The organism is Bacillus sp. AF23, from assembly GCF_020861455.1.
Lineage (GTDB): Bacteria > Bacillota > Bacilli > Bacillales > Bacillaceae > Bacillus > Bacillus halotolerans.
Genome location: NZ_JAJHVY010000027.1, coordinates 89,692 through 106,352, shown reverse-complemented (window position 1 = coordinate 106,352; position 16,661 = coordinate 89,692). Strand labels below are relative to the sequence as shown.

At 44.4% G+C, this 16,661-nt stretch carries 18 protein-coding genes; 9 read left to right on the top strand and 9 right to left on the bottom strand.

Annotated elements, in window-relative coordinates; translation table 11 throughout:
- Positions 1–13 precede the first annotated feature (13 nt).
- Positions 14–1,468 carry an ABC transporter permease gene (locus LNN34_RS14320; RefSeq protein ID WP_229043682.1) on the bottom strand — a complete coding sequence of 485 codons (1,455 nt, stop codon included), beginning with the start codon at positions 1,466–1,468 and terminating at the stop codon, positions 14–16.
- 212 nt (positions 1,469–1,680) lie between these two features.
- Here LNN34_RS14320 and yclJ point away from each other — a divergent pair, with 212 nt between their 5' ends.
- The 4 genes from yclJ (at position 1,681) to LNN34_RS14300 (ending at position 5,201) form a co-directional block, all read left to right on the top strand.
- The gene (yclJ, locus tag LNN34_RS14315; RefSeq protein ID WP_024120210.1) at positions 1,681–2,364 is read left to right on the top strand and encodes a two-component system response regulator YclJ; all 684 of its coding nucleotides are present in this window, start codon (positions 1,681–1,683) and stop codon (positions 2,362–2,364) included.
- Positions 2,351–3,760 carry a sensor histidine kinase gene (locus LNN34_RS14310; RefSeq protein ID WP_082687805.1) on the top strand — a complete coding sequence of 470 codons (1,410 nt, stop codon included), beginning with the start codon at positions 2,351–2,353 and terminating at the stop codon, positions 3,758–3,760. Before yclJ ends, LNN34_RS14310 begins: the two co-directional genes overlap by 14 nt.
- Before the next feature lie 186 nt (positions 3,761–3,946).
- The gene (rapC, locus tag LNN34_RS14305; RefSeq protein ID WP_044161883.1) at positions 3,947–5,095 is read left to right on the top strand and encodes a response regulator aspartate phosphatase RapC; all 1,149 of its coding nucleotides are present in this window, start codon (positions 3,947–3,949) and stop codon (positions 5,093–5,095) included.
- Positions 5,079–5,201, top strand: a complete 123-nt coding sequence (locus LNN34_RS14300; RefSeq protein WP_010333023.1) for a PhrC/PhrF family phosphatase-inhibitory pheromone — start codon at positions 5,079–5,081, stop codon at positions 5,199–5,201. The genes rapC and LNN34_RS14300 overlap by 17 nt, the downstream gene beginning before the upstream one ends.
- Before the next feature lie 104 nt (positions 5,202–5,305).
- Here LNN34_RS14300 and LNN34_RS14295 read toward each other — a convergent pair whose 3' ends face one another.
- From LNN34_RS14295 to LNN34_RS14285, 3 genes are all read right to left on the bottom strand, one after another.
- On the bottom strand, positions 5,306–5,398 hold the full coding sequence (locus LNN34_RS14295) for a YjcZ family sporulation protein (protein ID WP_024120214.1): 93 nt from the start codon (positions 5,396–5,398) through the stop codon (positions 5,306–5,308).
- Between the two features lie 146 nt (positions 5,399–5,544).
- Entirely contained in the window at positions 5,545–5,655 is a 111-nt protein-coding gene (locus tag LNN34_RS14290; protein ID WP_024120215.1) for a YjcZ family sporulation protein, read from the bottom strand.
- A 152-nt stretch (positions 5,656–5,807) separates the two neighbouring features.
- Entirely contained in the window at positions 5,808–7,172 is a 1,365-nt protein-coding gene (locus tag LNN34_RS14285) for an aspartate kinase (protein ID WP_069487496.1), read from the bottom strand.
- 385 nt (positions 7,173–7,557) lie between these two features.
- Between LNN34_RS14285 and yclN the strand changes: the two genes are divergently transcribed.
- The 4 genes from yclN to LNN34_RS14265 are packed head-to-tail and all read left to right on the top strand — an operon-like array spanning position 7,558 to position 11,175.
- A complete protein-coding gene (yclN, locus tag LNN34_RS14280; protein ID WP_099043690.1) occupies positions 7,558–8,508 on the top strand; it encodes a petrobactin ABC transporter permease YclN in 951 nt (316 codons plus the stop codon).
- A complete protein-coding gene (gene yclO, locus LNN34_RS14275) occupies positions 8,501–9,448 on the top strand; it encodes a petrobactin ABC transporter permease YclO (protein WP_229043681.1) in 948 nt (315 codons plus the stop codon). Before yclN ends, yclO begins: the two co-directional genes overlap by 8 nt.
- Positions 9,442–10,200, top strand: coding sequence for a petrobactin ABC transporter ATP-binding protein YclP (gene yclP, locus LNN34_RS14270; RefSeq protein ID WP_024120218.1), 759 nt, complete (start codon positions 9,442–9,444; stop codon positions 10,198–10,200). The genes yclO and yclP overlap by 7 nt, the downstream gene beginning before the upstream one ends.
- Before the next feature lie 21 nt (positions 10,201–10,221).
- Positions 10,222–11,175, top strand: coding sequence for a siderophore ABC transporter substrate-binding protein (locus LNN34_RS14265; RefSeq protein ID WP_215510863.1), 954 nt, complete (start codon positions 10,222–10,224; stop codon positions 11,173–11,175).
- A gap of 48 nt (positions 11,176–11,223) precedes the next feature.
- On the opposite strand, the gene LNN34_RS14260 is transcribed toward LNN34_RS14265, so the two are convergent.
- From LNN34_RS14260 to LNN34_RS14245, 4 genes are all read right to left on the bottom strand, one after another.
- Positions 11,224–12,642 (bottom strand): MDR family MFS transporter, encoded by a 1,419-nt coding sequence (locus tag LNN34_RS14260; RefSeq protein WP_044161878.1) that lies wholly within the window; start codon positions 12,640–12,642, stop codon positions 11,224–11,226.
- An 18-nt stretch (positions 12,643–12,660) separates the two neighbouring features.
- Positions 12,661–13,539: a TetR/AcrR family transcriptional regulator gene (locus LNN34_RS14255; protein WP_069487498.1), complete on the bottom strand. Its 879-nt coding sequence runs from the start codon at positions 13,537–13,539 to the stop codon at positions 12,661–12,663.
- 162 nt (positions 13,540–13,701) lie between these two features.
- A complete protein-coding gene (locus tag LNN34_RS14250; protein WP_044161874.1) occupies positions 13,702–14,451 on the bottom strand; it encodes an NADPH-dependent oxidoreductase in 750 nt (249 codons plus the stop codon).
- 16 nt (positions 14,452–14,467) lie between these two features.
- Positions 14,468–14,755 carry a putative quinol monooxygenase gene (locus tag LNN34_RS14245; RefSeq protein WP_044161872.1) on the bottom strand — a complete coding sequence of 96 codons (288 nt, stop codon included), beginning with the start codon at positions 14,753–14,755 and terminating at the stop codon, positions 14,468–14,470.
- A gap of 140 nt (positions 14,756–14,895) precedes the next feature.
- On the opposite strand from LNN34_RS14245, the gene LNN34_RS14240 reads away from it, so the two are divergent.
- Positions 14,896–15,210 carry an ArsR/SmtB family transcription factor gene (locus LNN34_RS14240; RefSeq protein ID WP_069487499.1) on the top strand — a complete coding sequence of 105 codons (315 nt, stop codon included), beginning with the start codon at positions 14,896–14,898 and terminating at the stop codon, positions 15,208–15,210.
- A gap of 1 nt (position 15,211) precedes the next feature.
- Here the strand turns inward: LNN34_RS14240 and LNN34_RS14235 are convergent, their stop codons facing one another.
- A complete protein-coding gene (locus LNN34_RS14235) occupies positions 15,212–16,651 on the bottom strand; it encodes a PLP-dependent aminotransferase family protein (protein ID WP_229043680.1) in 1,440 nt (479 codons plus the stop codon).
- Positions 16,652–16,661 lie beyond the last annotated feature (10 nt).

Genomic DNA, 16,661 nt, shown 5'->3' with positions numbered 1-16,661 from the left:
GTTTCGCCTCTTTCTATTCCTGTTTTGTCAATATCGTTTTCGGGTGGAGCCGCAGTACTGAAATAGACGGCAGCAGCGTTGCAATGACAGCGATTAACATTCCGATTCCGCCGAGAACAAGCATATCGTTCATCGAAACTGCCACATTCAGTGAATCAATGACGTCCGCGTTTGAAGAGCTTTGGCCGAACATTCCGTGGCCCATGCCGCCCCCGCCGCCGGGCATTTGGCCGCTTGCGGTTTGTGTTGAATCAGTTGATGAACTGATCTGCTGGGATAACAGCTGATTGCCGAGCTGGTTGGCGACCAGATTTCCAGTCACTGATGCAATGCCGATGGCCACAACAGCCACGATCAGAATCTCAGTTAAGAACTGGCCAATCAGCTTCCACCGTTTTTCACCGATCGCCATTAACACACCCATCTCATATTTGCGCTCTCTGATTGACATCATGACAATGAGGCCAAGAATGACAGCGCCTGCCACTGATACAAGGTACACAACGTTTTTAGAGAAAGAAGCTACATTTTCGATCGGACCGACCATTTGCTGGTAAAGCTGATCGTTTGTATTTAATGTAAACGTATCAAAGTCAATTGACGTTTTCTTCGCTGCTTTTACGAATGCATCAATATGTTCAGCATCGTCCATATCATAAACAGCTGAATCAATCGTGTTTTTATAATCGTCACCTTTCAGCGCCGCTGTTGCTGTGTAAGGCGTGTAAAGCTTATTGTAAGGATTTAAGAATGAGAAATTCTGGGCTTGGTCATCGCCTGAAGACGTTGTTTTATAAATACCGACAACCTTCAGTTTGACTGTTGTATCTTCGTCTGTTGCTGATTCAATTGTGATGGAATCCCCAACGCTTACATCATTTTCTTCTGCTAATGTTTCATTGATCACTGTGACGTTTTTGCCGACATCAGATTTTGTAATCGCGCGCCCGTCTGTGATTTTTGAATCTCCGTCAGAGAATTCCTCTAACAGCGACGTGCTGATGACGCCTTCAATCGAAAGATCGGCTTGAACCATTTGTTTTCCGCCTTGCATTGGAGCGCCTTTTGTATCGCTTGAGCTTGAGTCTGTGGTCGAATCACTAGAGCTTGAGCTTTCAATCGCATCGAAGTTTCCGGCGTTGGCTGAAGCTGATGTAATGAAGTTGTAGCTCTTCACATGATCAAGCGTTGTCAGCTTATTGGCATCAGACACTTTTATCGGTGTAGATTCGAAGCTGCGTTTTTCACCGCTGTCCTTCTGCTTCTCCATTTGTTTTTGCCGGTCAACTTGAAGCGTTACGGTTCCGCCCAGCTCCTGTCTGGCAAGGTCGCTGGATTTTTGAGCTGCTGACTGGATCGTGAGGCCAGACAGAACAAATATACAAATCACTGTAAACACAAATAACTGCAAAAACGTTTTTCCTTTTTTGGCCTTCATGTTCCAAAAAGCCCGTTTGATAAAATTCATTTATGTTCCCCCGTATAGGTATTTTTATGGATAACACCGCCTGTGAGACTGGCCCGCTTGTTGATAAATTTATAGTAGTCCAAAGGTATGAAAAAAATATGAACAATCTATTTCTAGTTGATGAAATAAAAACTAACAATTGTGAAACCTAAAATTCTCTGTATAAAATGGTGCTATTATATAGAAAAGCATCAAAACAATCGGAGGATCCAATGAAAATTTTAATGATAGAAGATAACGTTAGTGTTTGTACGATGACAGAGATGTTCTTTTTTAAGGAAGGTTTTGAAGCTGAATTTGTTCATGACGGTTTAGAGGGGTATCAGCGCTTTGCGGAAGAGAATTGGGATTTGGTGATTCTGGATATTATGCTTCCGTCTATGGACGGCGTAACCATCTGCAGAAAAATAAGAGAGACAAGCACGGTTCCGATTATCATGCTGACTGCCAGAGACACCGAATCAGATCAGGTGATCGGCTTTGAGATGGGTGCGGACGATTATGTGACGAAGCCATTCAGCCCGCTGACATTGGTTGCCCGCATCAAAGCCGTGAACAGAAGATATCAGGCGACGGGCAAGGCGGCAGCGGAAGAAGATACGATTGAATCGGAATGCTTTAAAATTAATAAAAAGACGAGAGAAGTATTTTTAAACGGGGAGCCTGTTGAAAACCTCACGCCTAAGGAATTTGACCTGCTTTATTACCTTGTGCAGAACCCGCGGCAGGTGTTTTCCAGAGAGCAGCTGCTTGAGCAGGTATGGGGCTATCAGTTTTACGGAGACGAACGGACTGTCGATGTTCATATTAAACGGCTGCGGAAAAAGCTTGCAAGTGAGGACAGGCCTTTCCTATATACTGTATGGGGAGTAGGGTATAAATTTGATGAGGATTAAATATTTGTATCAGCTGCTGCTGAGCCATGTCAGCATATTAATTTTAGCATTTGTTATCATTATTTCTCTTTTTTCTCACTTCGTGAAAGAGTTTGCCTACCAAAATAAAGTAGAGGAACTGACGTCATATGCGGTGCAGATTGCAAGCGAATTTCAAACCGGCCAGGTTGATATGCGCCGGCTGTACCCATATCAGGATATATTACGCACAAGAAAGACACAGTTTATTATCTTTAATGAAGCACAGCAGCCTTATTTTCACCCTGAAGACTTTCACCCACGGGAAAAGCTGAAGAAAGCGGAGTGGGAGAAGCTGAAAAAAGGGCAGGTGGTCATGAACAGAGCGGATGGCCGTTTTAACGATGAGGTTTCCCTTGTTGCACAGCCGATTTTTGTTAACAATGAATTTAAAGGCGCGGTACTGCTGATTTCTCCAATCAGCGGCGTAGAGCAAATGATTAACCAGGTCAACCTCTATATGTTTTACGCGATAATCAGCACGCTTGTCATTACCATTCTCGTCAGCTGGCTGCTTTCCAAATTCCATGTGAAACGCATTCAAAAGCTGAGAGAAGCAACGGATAAAGTAGCTTCCGGCGACTATGACATCCACTTGGAAAACGGCTACCGGGATGAAATCGGGGTGCTGGCGTCTGACTTTAATATCATGGCGAAAAAATTAAAGCAGTCGAGGGATGAAATCGATCGGCTTGAGAAGCGGAGAAGGCAGTTTATTGCCGATGTATCTCATGAATTAAGAACGCCGCTGACAACCATTAACGGTTTGGTTGAAGGGCTGGACAGCAATACGATTCCAGAGGAGAATAAAGAAAAATGCTTCTCGCTCATCAGTGAGGAAACGAAGCGAATGCTGCGGCTTGTAAAAGAAAATCTCGATTACGAAAAAATCAGATCACAGCAAATCACCCTGAACAAGCTTGACGTTCCGCTGATTGAGGTATTCGAAATCATGAAAGAGCACCTTGAACAGCAGGCGGAAGAAAAGCAAAATAAGCTGATGATTCAGGTGGAGGACAGCGTGATCGTTCATGCCGACTATGACCGGTTAATTCAAATCCTCGTGAACATTACAAAAAACAGCATCCAATTTACGCAGCACGGTGACATTTGGCTGCGGGGAACAGAAGGATATAAAGAGACCATTATCGAAATTGAAGATACGGGAATCGGCATTTCAAAAGAGGATATCGAGCATATTTGGGAGCGGTTCTACAAAGCTGATATTTCAAGAACGAACACGGCGTACGGAGAATACGGCCTCGGCCTCTCCATCGTCAAGCAGCTGGTAGAAATGCATCAAGGTACAATAGACATTAAGAGTGAACAAGGGAAAGGCACAACATTCATTATCCGCCTTCCTTTACCTGCAAAATAGCAATCAATCATGTAAGGCGGCGGAATATCGTCAGATGCTGCCGCCTTCTTCTTTCTAACATCGCTTCGGTATTCCTTTTTTTATTGCGTGCTCCCGAAATAAAGATTGCGTGTTTTTCGGGTTAGGACAGTCTTTAAACATGATAAAATATGACATAAACAGTTTTTGATGGGAGAGGGTGAAGGAATGAAGAGCGGGGTAATTCCTTCTTCAGCGGTCGGTCAAAAAATTAACGAGTGGTACAAATATATCCGGACCTTCAGCGTGCCGGATGCCGAGGTGCTAAAAGCTGAAATCCAGCAGGAACTGAAACACATGCAGCATGATTCCAACTTGCTGTTATATTACTCACTAATGGAATTTCGCCACCAGCTTATGCTTGATTATCTCGAGCCGCTGGAGAAATTAAATATCGAAGACCAGCCAAGCCTGTCAGAATTATCACGAAATATAGACAGCAACCAAGCTGATCTGAAAGGGCTTCTCGATTATTATGTGAATTTTTTCCGCGGAATGTATGAGTTTGATAAGCGGGAATTTATTTCTGCCATTACATATTATAAACAGGCGGAGAAAAAACTTTCTTTTGTTTCCGATCATATTGAACGGGCTGAATTTTATTTTAAAATCGCGGAAGCTTATTATTATATGAAGCAAACGTACTTTTCATTGATTCATATCAAAAATGCATATGAAATTTATGTAGAGCAGGAAACCTATAATGTTCGGATTATCCAATGCCATTTTGTGTTCGGGGTTAACCTCATGGATGAGAGAAATTTTGAACAAGCCGCACGGCATTTCAAATTGGCGCTGGAGATGGCGGAAGCGGAACAAAAAGCCCAATTGGTCGGAAGAGCATTTTATAATTTAGGGCTGTGTTATTACAATCAAGACCTCCTCGACCCTGCCATTGAACATTTTGAGAAAGCGGTTTCCACTTTTGAAAACAGCAGAATCACCAATTCTCTGCCTCAAGCATATTTTTTAATAACACTTATTTATTATAAACGCGGAAAACATGAGAAGGCCTCGGAATATCACAAGAGGGGCTATGAATATGCTAAAGAAACAGACGATACAGATTACGCGGTAAAATTTGAGTTTTTACAATCCCTATATCAGGCACAGCCCAATACAGAAGGAATCGAACGATGTTTCCGATATTTAAAAAATAAAAATATGTATGCTGATATAGAGGATTTAGGCCTAGAAGTAGCAAAATATTACTATGAACAAAAATGGTTTGAACTGTCTGCTTCCTACTTTCTTAGAGTTGAAGAGGCAAGAAAACAAATACAAAGGAGTGAAGGTTTGTATGAAATTGAAATCTAAGTTATTTGTTATTTGTTTGGCTGCAGCAGCTGTTTTTACAGCGGTTGGCGTCTCTGCACATGCTGAAGCATCCGACTTTCATGTCACAGAAAGAGGAATGACGTAAGAACCAGGCCCCTTCTCAATAAGAGAAGGGGTTTTCTTTTAAAGATACAGCAACGCAGGATATGGACCTTACGGCGCCGCCTGATTCATGGAGATTCCTTTTTCTTAGTAGCCTCCGTTAAAAAATGCAGTTCCCACGATAATTAAGAGGATAAATAACACAACAATCAAAGCAAAAGAGTTTCCGTAACCAGACATCTGTGCCACCTCCTTGTGAGATTACTTTATGATATGCTGCATAAACGCGGTGGACAGGGCTTTCAGGATATAGATTGAAAAATAAAGAAAACAACTAAAAAACGCCGCATGACAATGGTATTGTCTTACGGCGCTGTACTGCAGACTTAGAAGCCTCTTGTAAATGCAGTACCGACGATAATTAATAGAATAAACAATACAACGATCAAAGCGAAAGAACCGATGCCGTAACCGCCGCCGTTAGCGTATCCTGACATAAGGCTTCACCTCCCTATGATGGATACTGCAAAATATGCGGACATGGCCGGATTGATAGGGATAATAGTGGACAAGGCAAAAAAATGAACAATTCGGCTATCGCGGCGGGCAATATAAAAAGCGGGCCCTGCCGCCCGCTTTTATGTATAGATTAAGAGACCAGCACACCCGCGAAAAACTCCCGGTATAATGCTTGGACGGCTTTTCTTTCTTCGGCTTCCTTTACGCCGAACATCATGCTCACTTCAGAAGATCCTTGGTTAATCATTTCGATATTCACTTTCGCCTCTGATAAGGCTTTGGCCGCTCTTGCCGTTGTGCCGACATTATGGCGCATTGCTTCTCCTACAACCATAATCAGCGCCAGATTGTGCTCGACAATGACTTCATCGGCATGAAGGTTCTCTTTAATCTGCTTCATTACGCTTCGTTCGGCCGAAGCATCCATTTGGCCCTGTCTTAAGATGATCGTCATGTCATCAATTCCCGATGGAACATGCTCATACGTCAAACCGTGTTCTTCTAGGATTTGAAGGGCTCTGCGGCCAAACCCGATTTCTCTGTTCATTAAATACTTGCTGATGTAAATGCTGCAAAAGCCGGTATCGCTGGCAATGCCGACGACAGGACCGTTAGTGTTATCGCGTTTGCTGACGACACGAGTCCCGTTCGCCGACGGGTTGTTCGTATTTTTGATCTGCACGGGAATGCCCGCTCTGAAGGCCGGAATGAGCGCCTCATCGTGAAACACTGAAAAGCCTGCGTACGACAGCTCGCGCATCTCTCTATATGTCAGCTCGCTGATTTCCTTTGGATTCTCAACAAAAGACGGATTGACAGAGTACACAGCATCCACGTCCGTAAAGTTTTCGTACAAATCGGCTTGAAGTCCGTTGGCAAGAATCGAGCCTGTAATATCAGAACCGCTCCGTGAGAAAGTCATCACATCGCCATCCTTGCTGAACCCGAAAAAGCCGGGGAATATGATGAGGCCTTCACGCTCTCTCAGCTGAAAGAGATTTTGATACGATTCAGGCAGCACCTGCGCGTTGCCGGGTTCGTTTGTTACAAAAAGGCCGGCATCCTTTGGGTTCACATATTCCGCTTTCACGCCTTTGTGGCGGAAATAGGCGGCAATCAGCTTAGCGTTGTTATCCTCACCGCTTGCTTTGACTGCGTCCAAATATTGTACGGCATTGCTTTTATCTCCTTCTAAAAGCGTAAACAAATCATCACGGATTTTTTCTATAATACACGGCTCAAGCTGAAGCTCATTTGCGATCAGAGCATACCGTTCAATGACCGCTTCCGCCAGTTCAGGGGCGCTGCCGGATGATAAATACTGTTCAGCACATGCGATTAAGAGGTCAGTCACTTTCGTATCCTCGGAATAGCGTTTGCCCGGAGCCGAAACCACGACAGCTTTGCGCGCGGGATCTGAGGTTACGATTTGAAACACCTTTTCAAGCTGTGCGCCTGAAGCGAGTGAGCTGCCTCCGAATTTAACGACCTTCATGTTTACATCTCCTAATGTTTAAAATTTTCACACAAATTTAGTATTTATTATCCCTCTTTCAGTTCTGTAAATCAAGGAGAAATTTCTTTGTGGAATGAACATTTGTATTTATAGGGAGGAATTATGTCAGGTCTGATGACGAACTTGAAGCATAGTGAAGATAAATATGGTAAACAGACTAACGATTTGTGATGGAAAAGGGTTTGAATGATTAGTAAAATTGAATAGATAATGAAGTTAATATTTTTAAAGAATATTGACTAACACTAGAAAAATGGTAATATGTAAATGATAATGATAATCAATTACTATATGGCCATATCGTTTTGAGTCCTTGCGGAGTAGGAGATACGTTCTTTTTGCTGTGAGGATGTAAGGAGGCAGCATGAAGCTACGTTACTTATTTTTTCTGCTTATCATATTAGCAGTCACTTCTGTATTTATCGGCGTAGAAGATTTGTCGCCGCTTGATCTCTTTGATTTAAGCAAAGAAGAGGCGTCAACGCTCTTTGCCAGCCGTTTGCCGCGGCTGATCAGCATTCTGATCGCGGGCATGAGCATGAGCATCTGCGGCCTGATTATGCAGCAGATCACCAGAAACAAATTCGTGTCACCGACAACGGCCGGCACGATGGACTGGGCGAGGCTGGGAATCTTAATATCCTTGCTTCTGTTTACATCGGCAAGTCCTTTAATGAAAATGATGATTGCTTTTGTCTTTGCTTTAGTCGGCAATTTTCTGTTTATGAAAATTCTTGAAAAAATCAAGTTTAACGACACCATCTTTATTCCGCTTGTCGGTTTAATGCTCGGGAATATCGTCAGCTCAATCGCGACGTTTATCGCGTATAAATATGACCTGATCCAGAACGTGTCATCATGGCTTCAGGGGGATTTCTCCTTAGTTGTGAAAGGGAGATACGAGCTTCTTTATCTGAGTATTCCGCTTGTCATCATTGCCTATGTTTATGCGGATAAATTTACAGTGGCGGGTATGGGAGAAAGCTTTTCTGTCAACCTCGGCCTCAAGTATAAACGGGTTGTGAACATCGGGCTCATTATCGTATCCCTGATTACGTCACTTGTCATTTTGACTGTCGGTATGCTTCCGTTTCTCGGTTTAATCATCCCGAACATTGTATCGATTTACAGAGGAGACAACCTGAAAAACAGCCTGCCGCACACTGCGCTGCTGGGAGCGGTTTTTGTTCTGTTTTGCGATATATTGGGCAGAGTCATTATCTTCCCATATGAAATCTCGATTGGTCTGATGGTCGGAATCATCGGCAGCGGCATTTTCCTGTTTATGCTGTTAAGGAGAAAAGCGTATGCGTAACCAGATAAAAATTGCGTTGCTCGTTGGTATAGCCGTTGTATGTATCGGTTTGTTTCTGTTTTATGACTTAGGCAATTGGGATTACACACTGCCGAGAAGAATCAAAAAAGTCGCTGCCATTATGCTGACAGGCGGAGCGATTGCGTTTTCGACGATGATCTTCCAAACTATCTCGAATAACCGCATCCTGACGCCCAGCATTTTAGGCCTTGACTCTCTCTATATGCTGATTCAGACCGTCATCATCTTTTTGTTCGGTTCTATGAATATCGTAATCATGAATAAAAACATCAACTTCATCATCTCTGTTTTGCTGATGGTTCTGTTTTCTTTTGTTCTCTATCAGATCATGTTCAAAGGTGAGGGGAAAAATATCTTCTTTCTTCTGCTCATCGGAATCGTGTTCGGCACGCTGTTCAGCAGCCTGTCTTCCTTTATGCAGATGCTGATTGATCCGAATGAGTTTCAGGTTGTGCAGGACAAAATGTTTGCCAGCTTTAACAACATCAACACTGATTTGTTATGGCTCGCCTTCATCATCTTTCTGCTGACCGGTATCTATGTCTGGCGTTTCACGAAATTTTTTGACGTGCTGTCACTCGGCCGTGAACACGCCGTCAATTTGGGCATTAACTACGACAAAGTTGTCAAACAGATGCTGATCGTGATCGCGATCCTTGTTTCTGTTTCTACCGCGCTTGTCGGCCCGATTATGTTCTTGGGGCTTCTCGTCGTCAACCTGGCGAGAGAATTTCTGAAAACATATAAGCATTCATACTTAATCGCAGGTTCTGTTTTAATCAGCATTATTGCGTTAGTCGGGGGACAGTTTGTGGTTGAGAAAGTATTCACCTTCTCAACGACGCTGAGCGTTATTATTAATTTTGCCGGCGGGATTTATTTTATCTACTTGCTGTTAAAGGAGAATAAATCATGGTAGAGGTCAAAAATGTAAGCAAACAATATGGAGGCAAAGTTGTTCTTGAAGAGACGTCAGTCACGATTCAAAAAGGCAAAATCACCTCGTTTATCGGTCCTAACGGCGCCGGCAAAAGTACGCTGCTGTCTATTATGAGCCGCCTGACCAAAAAGGATTCCGGTGAGATTTTCATAGACGGAGAAGAGATCGGAACCTGCGACAGCAAAGAGCTTGCCAAAAAAATGAGTATATTAAAGCAGGCGAACCAAATCAATATCAGACTGACCATCAAAGACCTTGTCAGTTTTGGCAGATTCCCTTATTCACAGGGCCGGCTGACAGAGGAAGACTGGGTTCATATCAACCAGGCGCTCAGTTATATGAAGCTGGAGGAGATTCAGGATAAGTACTTGGATCAGCTGAGCGGCGGACAGTGCCAAAGGGCTTTTATCGCAATGGTCATTGCCCAGGACACGGATTACATTTTTCTGGATGAGCCGCTGAACAACCTGGATATGAAACATTCAGTTGAAATTATGAAACTGTTGAAACGGCTGGTAGAGGAGCTTGGAAAAACAATCGTGATCGTGATTCACGATATCAACTTTGCTTCCGTCTATTCCGATCATATCGTTGCTTTGAAAAACGGCCGAATCGTAAAAGAGGGGCCGCCGGAGGAGATGATTGAAACCTCTGTGCTCGAAGAAATCTACGATATGACCATCCCGATTCAGACGATTGATAACCAAAGAATAGGTGTTTATTTTTCTTAATATACAGAAGAGGTGAAGAGCATGAAAAAGTTTGCAATTCTATTCATCGCATTGGTGACGGCTGTTGTCATTTCCGCTTGCGGAAACCAAAGCTCAAGCAGCAAAGGTTCTGACACGAAGAAAGAACAAATGACGGTGAAACACCAGCTGGACAAAAACGGCACAAAAGTGACAAAGAACCCTAAAAAAGTCGTTGTATTTGATTTAGGAAGCTTAGACACATTAGATAAATTAGGTCTTGATGATAAAGTAGCGGGCCTGCCGAAACAAGCCCTTCCTAAATATCTGTCCAAATTCAAAGATGACAAATATGCTGATGTCGGAAGCTTAAAAGAGCCAGACTTTGAAAAAGTAGCGGAGTTAGACCCTGACCTGATCATTATCTCTGGCAGACAATCTGAGTCCTACAAAGAATTCTCTAATATTGCACCGACCATTTACCTTGGCGTAGATACAGCGAACTACATGGAATCATTTAAATCAGATGCAGAAACAATCGGTAAAATCTTTGATAAAGAAGATGAAGTAAAAGACGAGCTCGAAACAATTGATAACTCAATTGCGGATCTTAAGAAAACAGCTGAAAAGAAAAACAAAAACGGCCTTGTGATGATGGCGAACGACGGAAAAATCAGCGCCTTTGGTTCTAAATCAAGATACGGGCTGATCCACGACGTATTCGGCGTGACACCGGCTGATAAAAATATCAAAGCATCTACTCACGGACAAAGCGTTTCATATGAGTACATTTCAAAAACAAACCCTGATTACCTGTTTGTTATTGACCGCGGTACAGCAATCGGAGAAACATCATCTACAAAACAAGTCGTTGAAAACGACTATGTGAAAAACGTAAACGCCGTGAAAAATAATCATGTCGTTTACCTTGATTCAGCTACTTGGTACTTATCAGGAGGCGGACTTGAGTCAATGACGCAAATGATTAAAGAAGTGAAAGACGGGTTAGAGAAGTAAAACCAAAAAGAGCCTCCGCTCTCAAAGCGGGGCTCTTTTTTTATAGGATCAGCGTGCCGGCTGCTGTTCGGCAGGGCGCTGAGGTTTCTTTAATGTAAAGGATAGAAGTAAGCCGGCAAGCGCGATGCAGGCTGCCACAATAAAAGCGGCGTTCATGCCGTGCAGAGCGGCGTGTTTTACATTTGCGGTTCCTGCATGTGCTGCCTGGTTGCTCATCACGGATACCAGGAGAGCAGTTCCGATGGAGCCGCCGACTTGGCGAACCGTATTGTTCATCGCTGTTCCGTGCGGAATCAGGTGGCGCGGCAGCGCATTGATTCCGGCTGTTGTCACCGGCATCATAATCATCGCTGTCCCTAAGAGACGAACGGTATATAAAACGACAATCCAAGCCAGTGACGTATGGTCAGTCAGCTGCATAAACGGAAGTGACGTCAGGAAGATGATACAGAAACCTGCAATCGCCAGACCTCTTCCGCCGACACGGTCAAAAATTCTTCCGATAATCGGTGACATGAAGCCCATCACAATGGCTCCCGGCAGAAGCATAAGCCCTGTATCAAAGGCTGTGACGTCTCTGACGTTTTGTGTATACAGCGGCAGAATGGTTTCCGTACCAATTAATAAAGCAAAGACAAGGGTTCCCAGCAGGGTTGTTAAGCTGAAGATACCAAACGTAAATACGCGGAATTCCAGCATCGGTTTTTCGAGCTTCATCTGTCTTGTAATAAATAAGAGCAGCGCGATCACGCCCACAAGCAGTGAAATCAGAACCGTTGAGCTGGTCCATCCGTAAGAGCCGACGCTTGAGAAGCCATAGAGCAGCCCGCCAAATCCAAATGTCGACAGGATCACTGATAAAATATCAATCTGTGTTTTTCTTAATGTCGTCACGTTTTTCATAAGAATGATAGCGAGAAGCAAATCGATCACGGCAAACGGAAGAATGATATAAAACAATGATCTCCACGAGAAAGCTTCTACTGCCCATCCTGAAAGAGTCGGTCCGATCGCAGGCGCGAAGGAGATGACCAATCCGACCATACCCATAGCCTGGCCGCGCTTTTCAATCGGAAAGATCGTTAAAAATACTGTCTGCATGAGCGGCATCATAATACCGGCTCCGGCCGCCTGAATGATACGGGCCGTCAGCAGAACCGGAAAGTTCGGGGCAAACGTGCCGACGATTGTTCCAGCAGTGAAAATACTCATCGCCGTAATGAGAAGCGTACGGCTCGTGAATTTTTCAATTAAAAACGCAGTAATCGGAATTAAAATACCGTTCGTTAACATAAATGAAGTCGTCAGCCATTGGGCTTGGTTTGCATCTATATGAAAATCCCTCATGATATGGGGGAGAGCGGTAATTAACAGTGTCTGGTTCAAAATGGCGACAAACGCCCCGGCTAACAAAATGCCGACAATGACAGAACGGTTAAACGGTTTTTTTTCAATACTTGTGTCCAATAAGATCCCTTCTTTTCTTTAAGTAATTAACAGTGTTTTTAACATAGAAATTTGCTGTGTTAAAACACCGGTTTGTTCCAGATAGCCAATCAGTGATTTCAGTAAAAAGGCGCGGGGCTCTTCCTTTTTTGCTTCCTCTTCCAGCATGGCTGCAGCGGATGCCAACTCATCGATATCATAATCCGCGGCGGGCAGGGAAGAGATGCCTTTATGTAATTCTTTCAGGCTTTCTGATAACAGGAGTGATTTATCCTTTGGCTGGTAGGAGGACGCCGATTGGATATAAAGCTCGATGGTCTCAGGCGGAAGCAGGGACTGCCGTGTTTCTTTGTTTTTGACAATCTGATTGAGGGTGCTGATGATAAACGCTGCGATCGGGTCAAGATCAAGCGGTTTTTCCTCTATTTTGATCAGCATTAAAAACTCACGCATCATGCCGTGAAGAATGATCACCAAATCCCATACAAACGGGAGAATGGTTTCTCCATACGCCTGGATCAGCGAATCGCGGTGCCAGCAGATAATCGTTGATCTGGTCTGATGGATATGCTGTTTTACACGGTCATTGTGCAGCTTGGGGTTTCCGTAGGTCAGCATATTAAAAAACTGCTGATTCCGCCTGAATCCTTCCAGCTCCATTTTGACCTTTTGAATCAAACGCTCCTCCGGTGTCAGCGCGGTATTTTCCTGCAGTCTTGACGCCGCGGCCACCATTTGCTTCTGGTTAAACGTCAGCAGCTCCAAAAGCAAATCTTCCTTCGATTGAAACAGCTTATATATCGAAGCTTTTGATATCTTACATTCTTCTGCGATTGCCTGCATGGAAACCGACGTAAAATCCTTTTCAGAAAAAAGCTTCCGCGCGGCTAACAAGATCTCTGTTTTTTTATCAAGCATCTCTTGGCTTCCTTCTTTCTTGAACAATAGAAAACCCATTGGTTCACAGAAAACCAATGAGTAACATTGATAAAATTTTACCAAATAAACAAAATGAAAGTCAATGGATTTTATCCGGACAATAAAAGGGGCCTGCCGGAATTCCGACAGGCCGGGTGTGGCTTATTTTTCAACTTTAAATCCTTGTGTTTCGAGCATTTCACGAATATGCGGATAGTACAGGCGCTCATAGTATGAGGCGATGCCTTGTGACCAGTTTCGTGTTTCTTTTCCGTTGGTCCGGTTTTTCATGTATTCGGACATTTGTTCATCATATGACTGAATGTGTGATGTCAGCTCGTCCTGCTGCAGATACGTTTCTTTGTGATAAACCGCTGCCTTTGGAAGACGAGGTTTTTTCGCTGAACGATCGGCAGGATGGCCGATGACAAGACCCGATACAGGGAACACGTATTTCGGAAGCTGAAGCAGCTCGATCAGTTCATTTGGATTTCCGCGAACCGCGCCGATCGGAACAGTGCCAAGTCCGAGTGATTCAGCCGCTGCCGTCGCTGTGCCAAGTGCGATGCCGGCATCAACTGCGCCGACAAGAACGGATTCTAGCCCGTTTGTGATTTCCATGTTGAAGTCATGCAGATCTTCAAGCGCAATTTTTGCCCGATTGAAGTCTGCGCAGAAAAGCAAGAAAACCGGAGCTTGGTCAATCCAAGGCTGTCCGCCCGCCAGCTCGGAGATTTTCTTTTTGCGCTCTTTATCCTGAATCGCGATGACGGTTACTTGCTGCCCGTTGATAGAAGAAGGGGCTGATTGCACCGCTTGTATAATGTGGTCCAGCTGCTCTTCTGGCACCGGCTCGTCCGTATAGCTGCGGATGGAGCGGTGATCTGTTAATGATTTGATTACTTCGTTCATGTGAGACATCCTTTCCTTACTCGCTGAGCTCTGTGCGTACAACATCAAGAGGAGCGCTCAGCAGTTCTTTGGCATTTGCTACAAATGCTTGGAAATGCGCAGTGTCATTGTGTGATTTCATCGCCGCTTCATCTTTCCATTGTTCAAGCATCACGAATGTATTTTCTTCGCCTACTTTTTCAAAAAGGTCGTATTGGGCGTTGCCTTCCTCGGCTCTTGAATGTTGAACGAGCGATTGTGCCTCGCTCAAGAATTCTTCGCGTTTTTCGGGTTTTACTTTCATATAAGCTTGTAATACGATCATGTAAATCTCCTCCATTTGCCTTTAAAATTTATTGTTCGAATTTGATCGAACTAAATGTACCATGTAATCAAAATCAGGTAAAGGAAAAACCCTCAAATAGTAAAATTGTCATTCTAATTGTTGTGTGATACATTTGTGTCATGAACATTCCAAACCATCCACAAATAGAAACGTTGCAGCTGACAAAGGTTCTTCACGCACTGAGTGATCCGCTTCGTTTAGAGCTGGTGAAGCAATTGGCCGAAGCAAAAGAGAAAACGTGCAGCACCTGTGCTGATGTACAGGTTGCAAAGTCGACCTTGTCCCACCATTTTAAAGTATTAAGAGAATCGGGCATCGCTCAAGTACGCATAGAAGGAAAGCGCCGTTATTATTCGCTTCGCACAGAAGATCTTGAAAGGGCATTTCCGGGCCTGCTTGAAGCAGTGCTGAACGTGGACCAGGAGCGCTGGTAAATCAATCCCCTGAACCGGGGATTTTTTTATGTCCATAAACAGCGCGGCGAAGTCTTTGTACACCTTCCTGAATGTCCTCTTCCCTCAGCCGTGCAAAGCCGATAATAAGCGCGGGTTTGTCCGGCTGCGGACGGCTTTCTTTTAAGCGAAACCGGCTCATCCCGAAGATTTCAAGCTGCTGGGCGGCGGCATGCGCGAGGATCTCTTGTTCCGTGCGGCAGGTGTAAAATTCAGTGACGAAATGCAGTCCCGCATTTGCCCCTTTTACCGTAATCTCCCCTCCAAACTCTGATTCTAATGCGCGGATGAGGCGTTCTCTCTTTTCTTTATAATGCTGCTTCATTTTTTTTATATGCTTCTGATATTCTCCGGACTCGATAAATTCCTGCAGGGCGAGCTGGGTGAGCGACGAGCAGGTCTGCAGGTCATAGCCCCGCTTTTTGTATACCCGTAACAGCTTCGGCGGCAGCACCATGTAGCTGATCCGCAATCCGGGGAGAAGTGATTTTGAAAAGGTGCCCATATAGATGACGTTTTGAAAGCGGTCGAGGCTTTGGAGCGCCGGGATACTGTCTACATCATATTTAAATTCGCTGTCATAATCATCCTCAATAATATAGCGGCTCGGCTGCTCCGCTGCCCAGTTCAGCAGCTGAATTCTCCGGGACACAGGCATAATTGTCCCGGCCGGGAATTGATGCGAAGGGGTAGTGATTAATACATCAGGCTTCTGTCTGATGATTTCAGAAATGGATATCCCTTTTTCATCAAGCATAATCGTCTTCACTTGTTTTCCGGCATGTTGCAAAAACTGGTACATTCGCCTGTAACCAGGCTCCTCCATCGCATACACTGCATCCTGGGGCAAAAGCTCAGTCAGCAGCTGCATCAGCACCTGGGTGCCCGCCCCGATGACGATTTGTTCCGGCCGGCATTTCACGCCCCGCGTTAGAGAGATGAGCCTTGTAATGGCGGCTCTTACCTCATATATGCCTTGCGGATGAGACATGTCGCCGAGCGTGCGGTATGAGCGGGCAGCCGCTTTTTGCTCACAGCGAAACCAGCTTTTCATTGGAAAATGATCTGTATCGGCACTCATATGTGAAAAAGATATCCAATCGCTTTGATCGATATGAACCTCTTTCAGGTCATCCGGCAGTGAAAATGAGGGCTGTTCCTCAGTAGAAAATGTGTCCAGCTGTTCCACGAAAAAACCCTTTCTTTCTTCAGCGTACAAATACCCTTCGGCGAGCAGCTGCTGATAGGCTGAATTCACAGAGTTTACGCTGACCTTCAGCTTTTCAGCCAGCTCTCGTTTGGAGGGAACCTTCGAGTGGGGCAGCAGATTACGGCTGAGGATTTCGTTTTTCAGCTTTTGATAAATCTGCTGATAGATATAATCCGCTTTTTCTGAGCGATCGAGAGTGATTGTGATGTCCATTGCGGTGTCT

Coding starts and splice junctions, on each gene's coding strand:
- yclO (WP_229043681.1), top strand. CDS start 8,501: ATGCGTAACCAGATAAAAATTGCGTTGCTCGTTGGTATAGCCGTTGTA.
- LNN34_RS14235 (WP_229043680.1), bottom strand. CDS start 16,651: ATGGACATCACAATCACTCTCGATCGCTCAGAAAAAGCGGATTATATC.
- LNN34_RS14285 (WP_069487496.1), bottom strand. CDS start 7,172: ATGAAGGTCGTTAAATTCGGAGGCAGCTCACTCGCTTCAGGCGCACAG.
- yclN (WP_099043690.1), top strand. CDS start 7,558: ATGAAGCTACGTTACTTATTTTTTCTGCTTATCATATTAGCAGTCACT.
- yclP (WP_024120218.1), top strand. CDS start 9,442: ATGGTAGAGGTCAAAAATGTAAGCAAACAATATGGAGGCAAAGTTGTT.
- LNN34_RS14240 (WP_069487499.1), top strand. CDS start 14,896: ATGAACATTCCAAACCATCCACAAATAGAAACGTTGCAGCTGACAAAG.
- LNN34_RS14265 (WP_215510863.1), top strand. CDS start 10,222: ATGAAAAAGTTTGCAATTCTATTCATCGCATTGGTGACGGCTGTTGTC.
- LNN34_RS14300 (WP_010333023.1), top strand. CDS start 5,079: ATGAAATTGAAATCTAAGTTATTTGTTATTTGTTTGGCTGCAGCAGCT.
- LNN34_RS14250 (WP_044161874.1), bottom strand. CDS start 14,451: ATGAACGAAGTAATCAAATCATTAACAGATCACCGCTCCATCCGCAGC.
- rapC (WP_044161883.1), top strand. CDS start 3,947: ATGAAGAGCGGGGTAATTCCTTCTTCAGCGGTCGGTCAAAAAATTAAC.
- LNN34_RS14290 (WP_024120215.1), bottom strand. CDS start 5,655: ATGTCAGGATACGCTAACGGCGGCGGTTACGGCATCGGTTCTTTCGCT.
- LNN34_RS14320 (WP_229043682.1), bottom strand. CDS start 1,468: ATGAATTTTATCAAACGGGCTTTTTGGAACATGAAGGCCAAAAAAGGA.
- LNN34_RS14255 (WP_069487498.1), bottom strand. CDS start 13,539: ATGCTTGATAAAAAAACAGAGATCTTGTTAGCCGCGCGGAAGCTTTTT.
- yclJ (WP_024120210.1), top strand. CDS start 1,681: ATGAAAATTTTAATGATAGAAGATAACGTTAGTGTTTGTACGATGACA.
- LNN34_RS14245 (WP_044161872.1), bottom strand. CDS start 14,755: ATGATCGTATTACAAGCTTATATGAAAGTAAAACCCGAAAAACGCGAA.
- LNN34_RS14295 (WP_024120214.1), bottom strand. CDS start 5,398: ATGTCTGGTTACGGAAACTCTTTTGCTTTGATTGTTGTGTTATTTATC.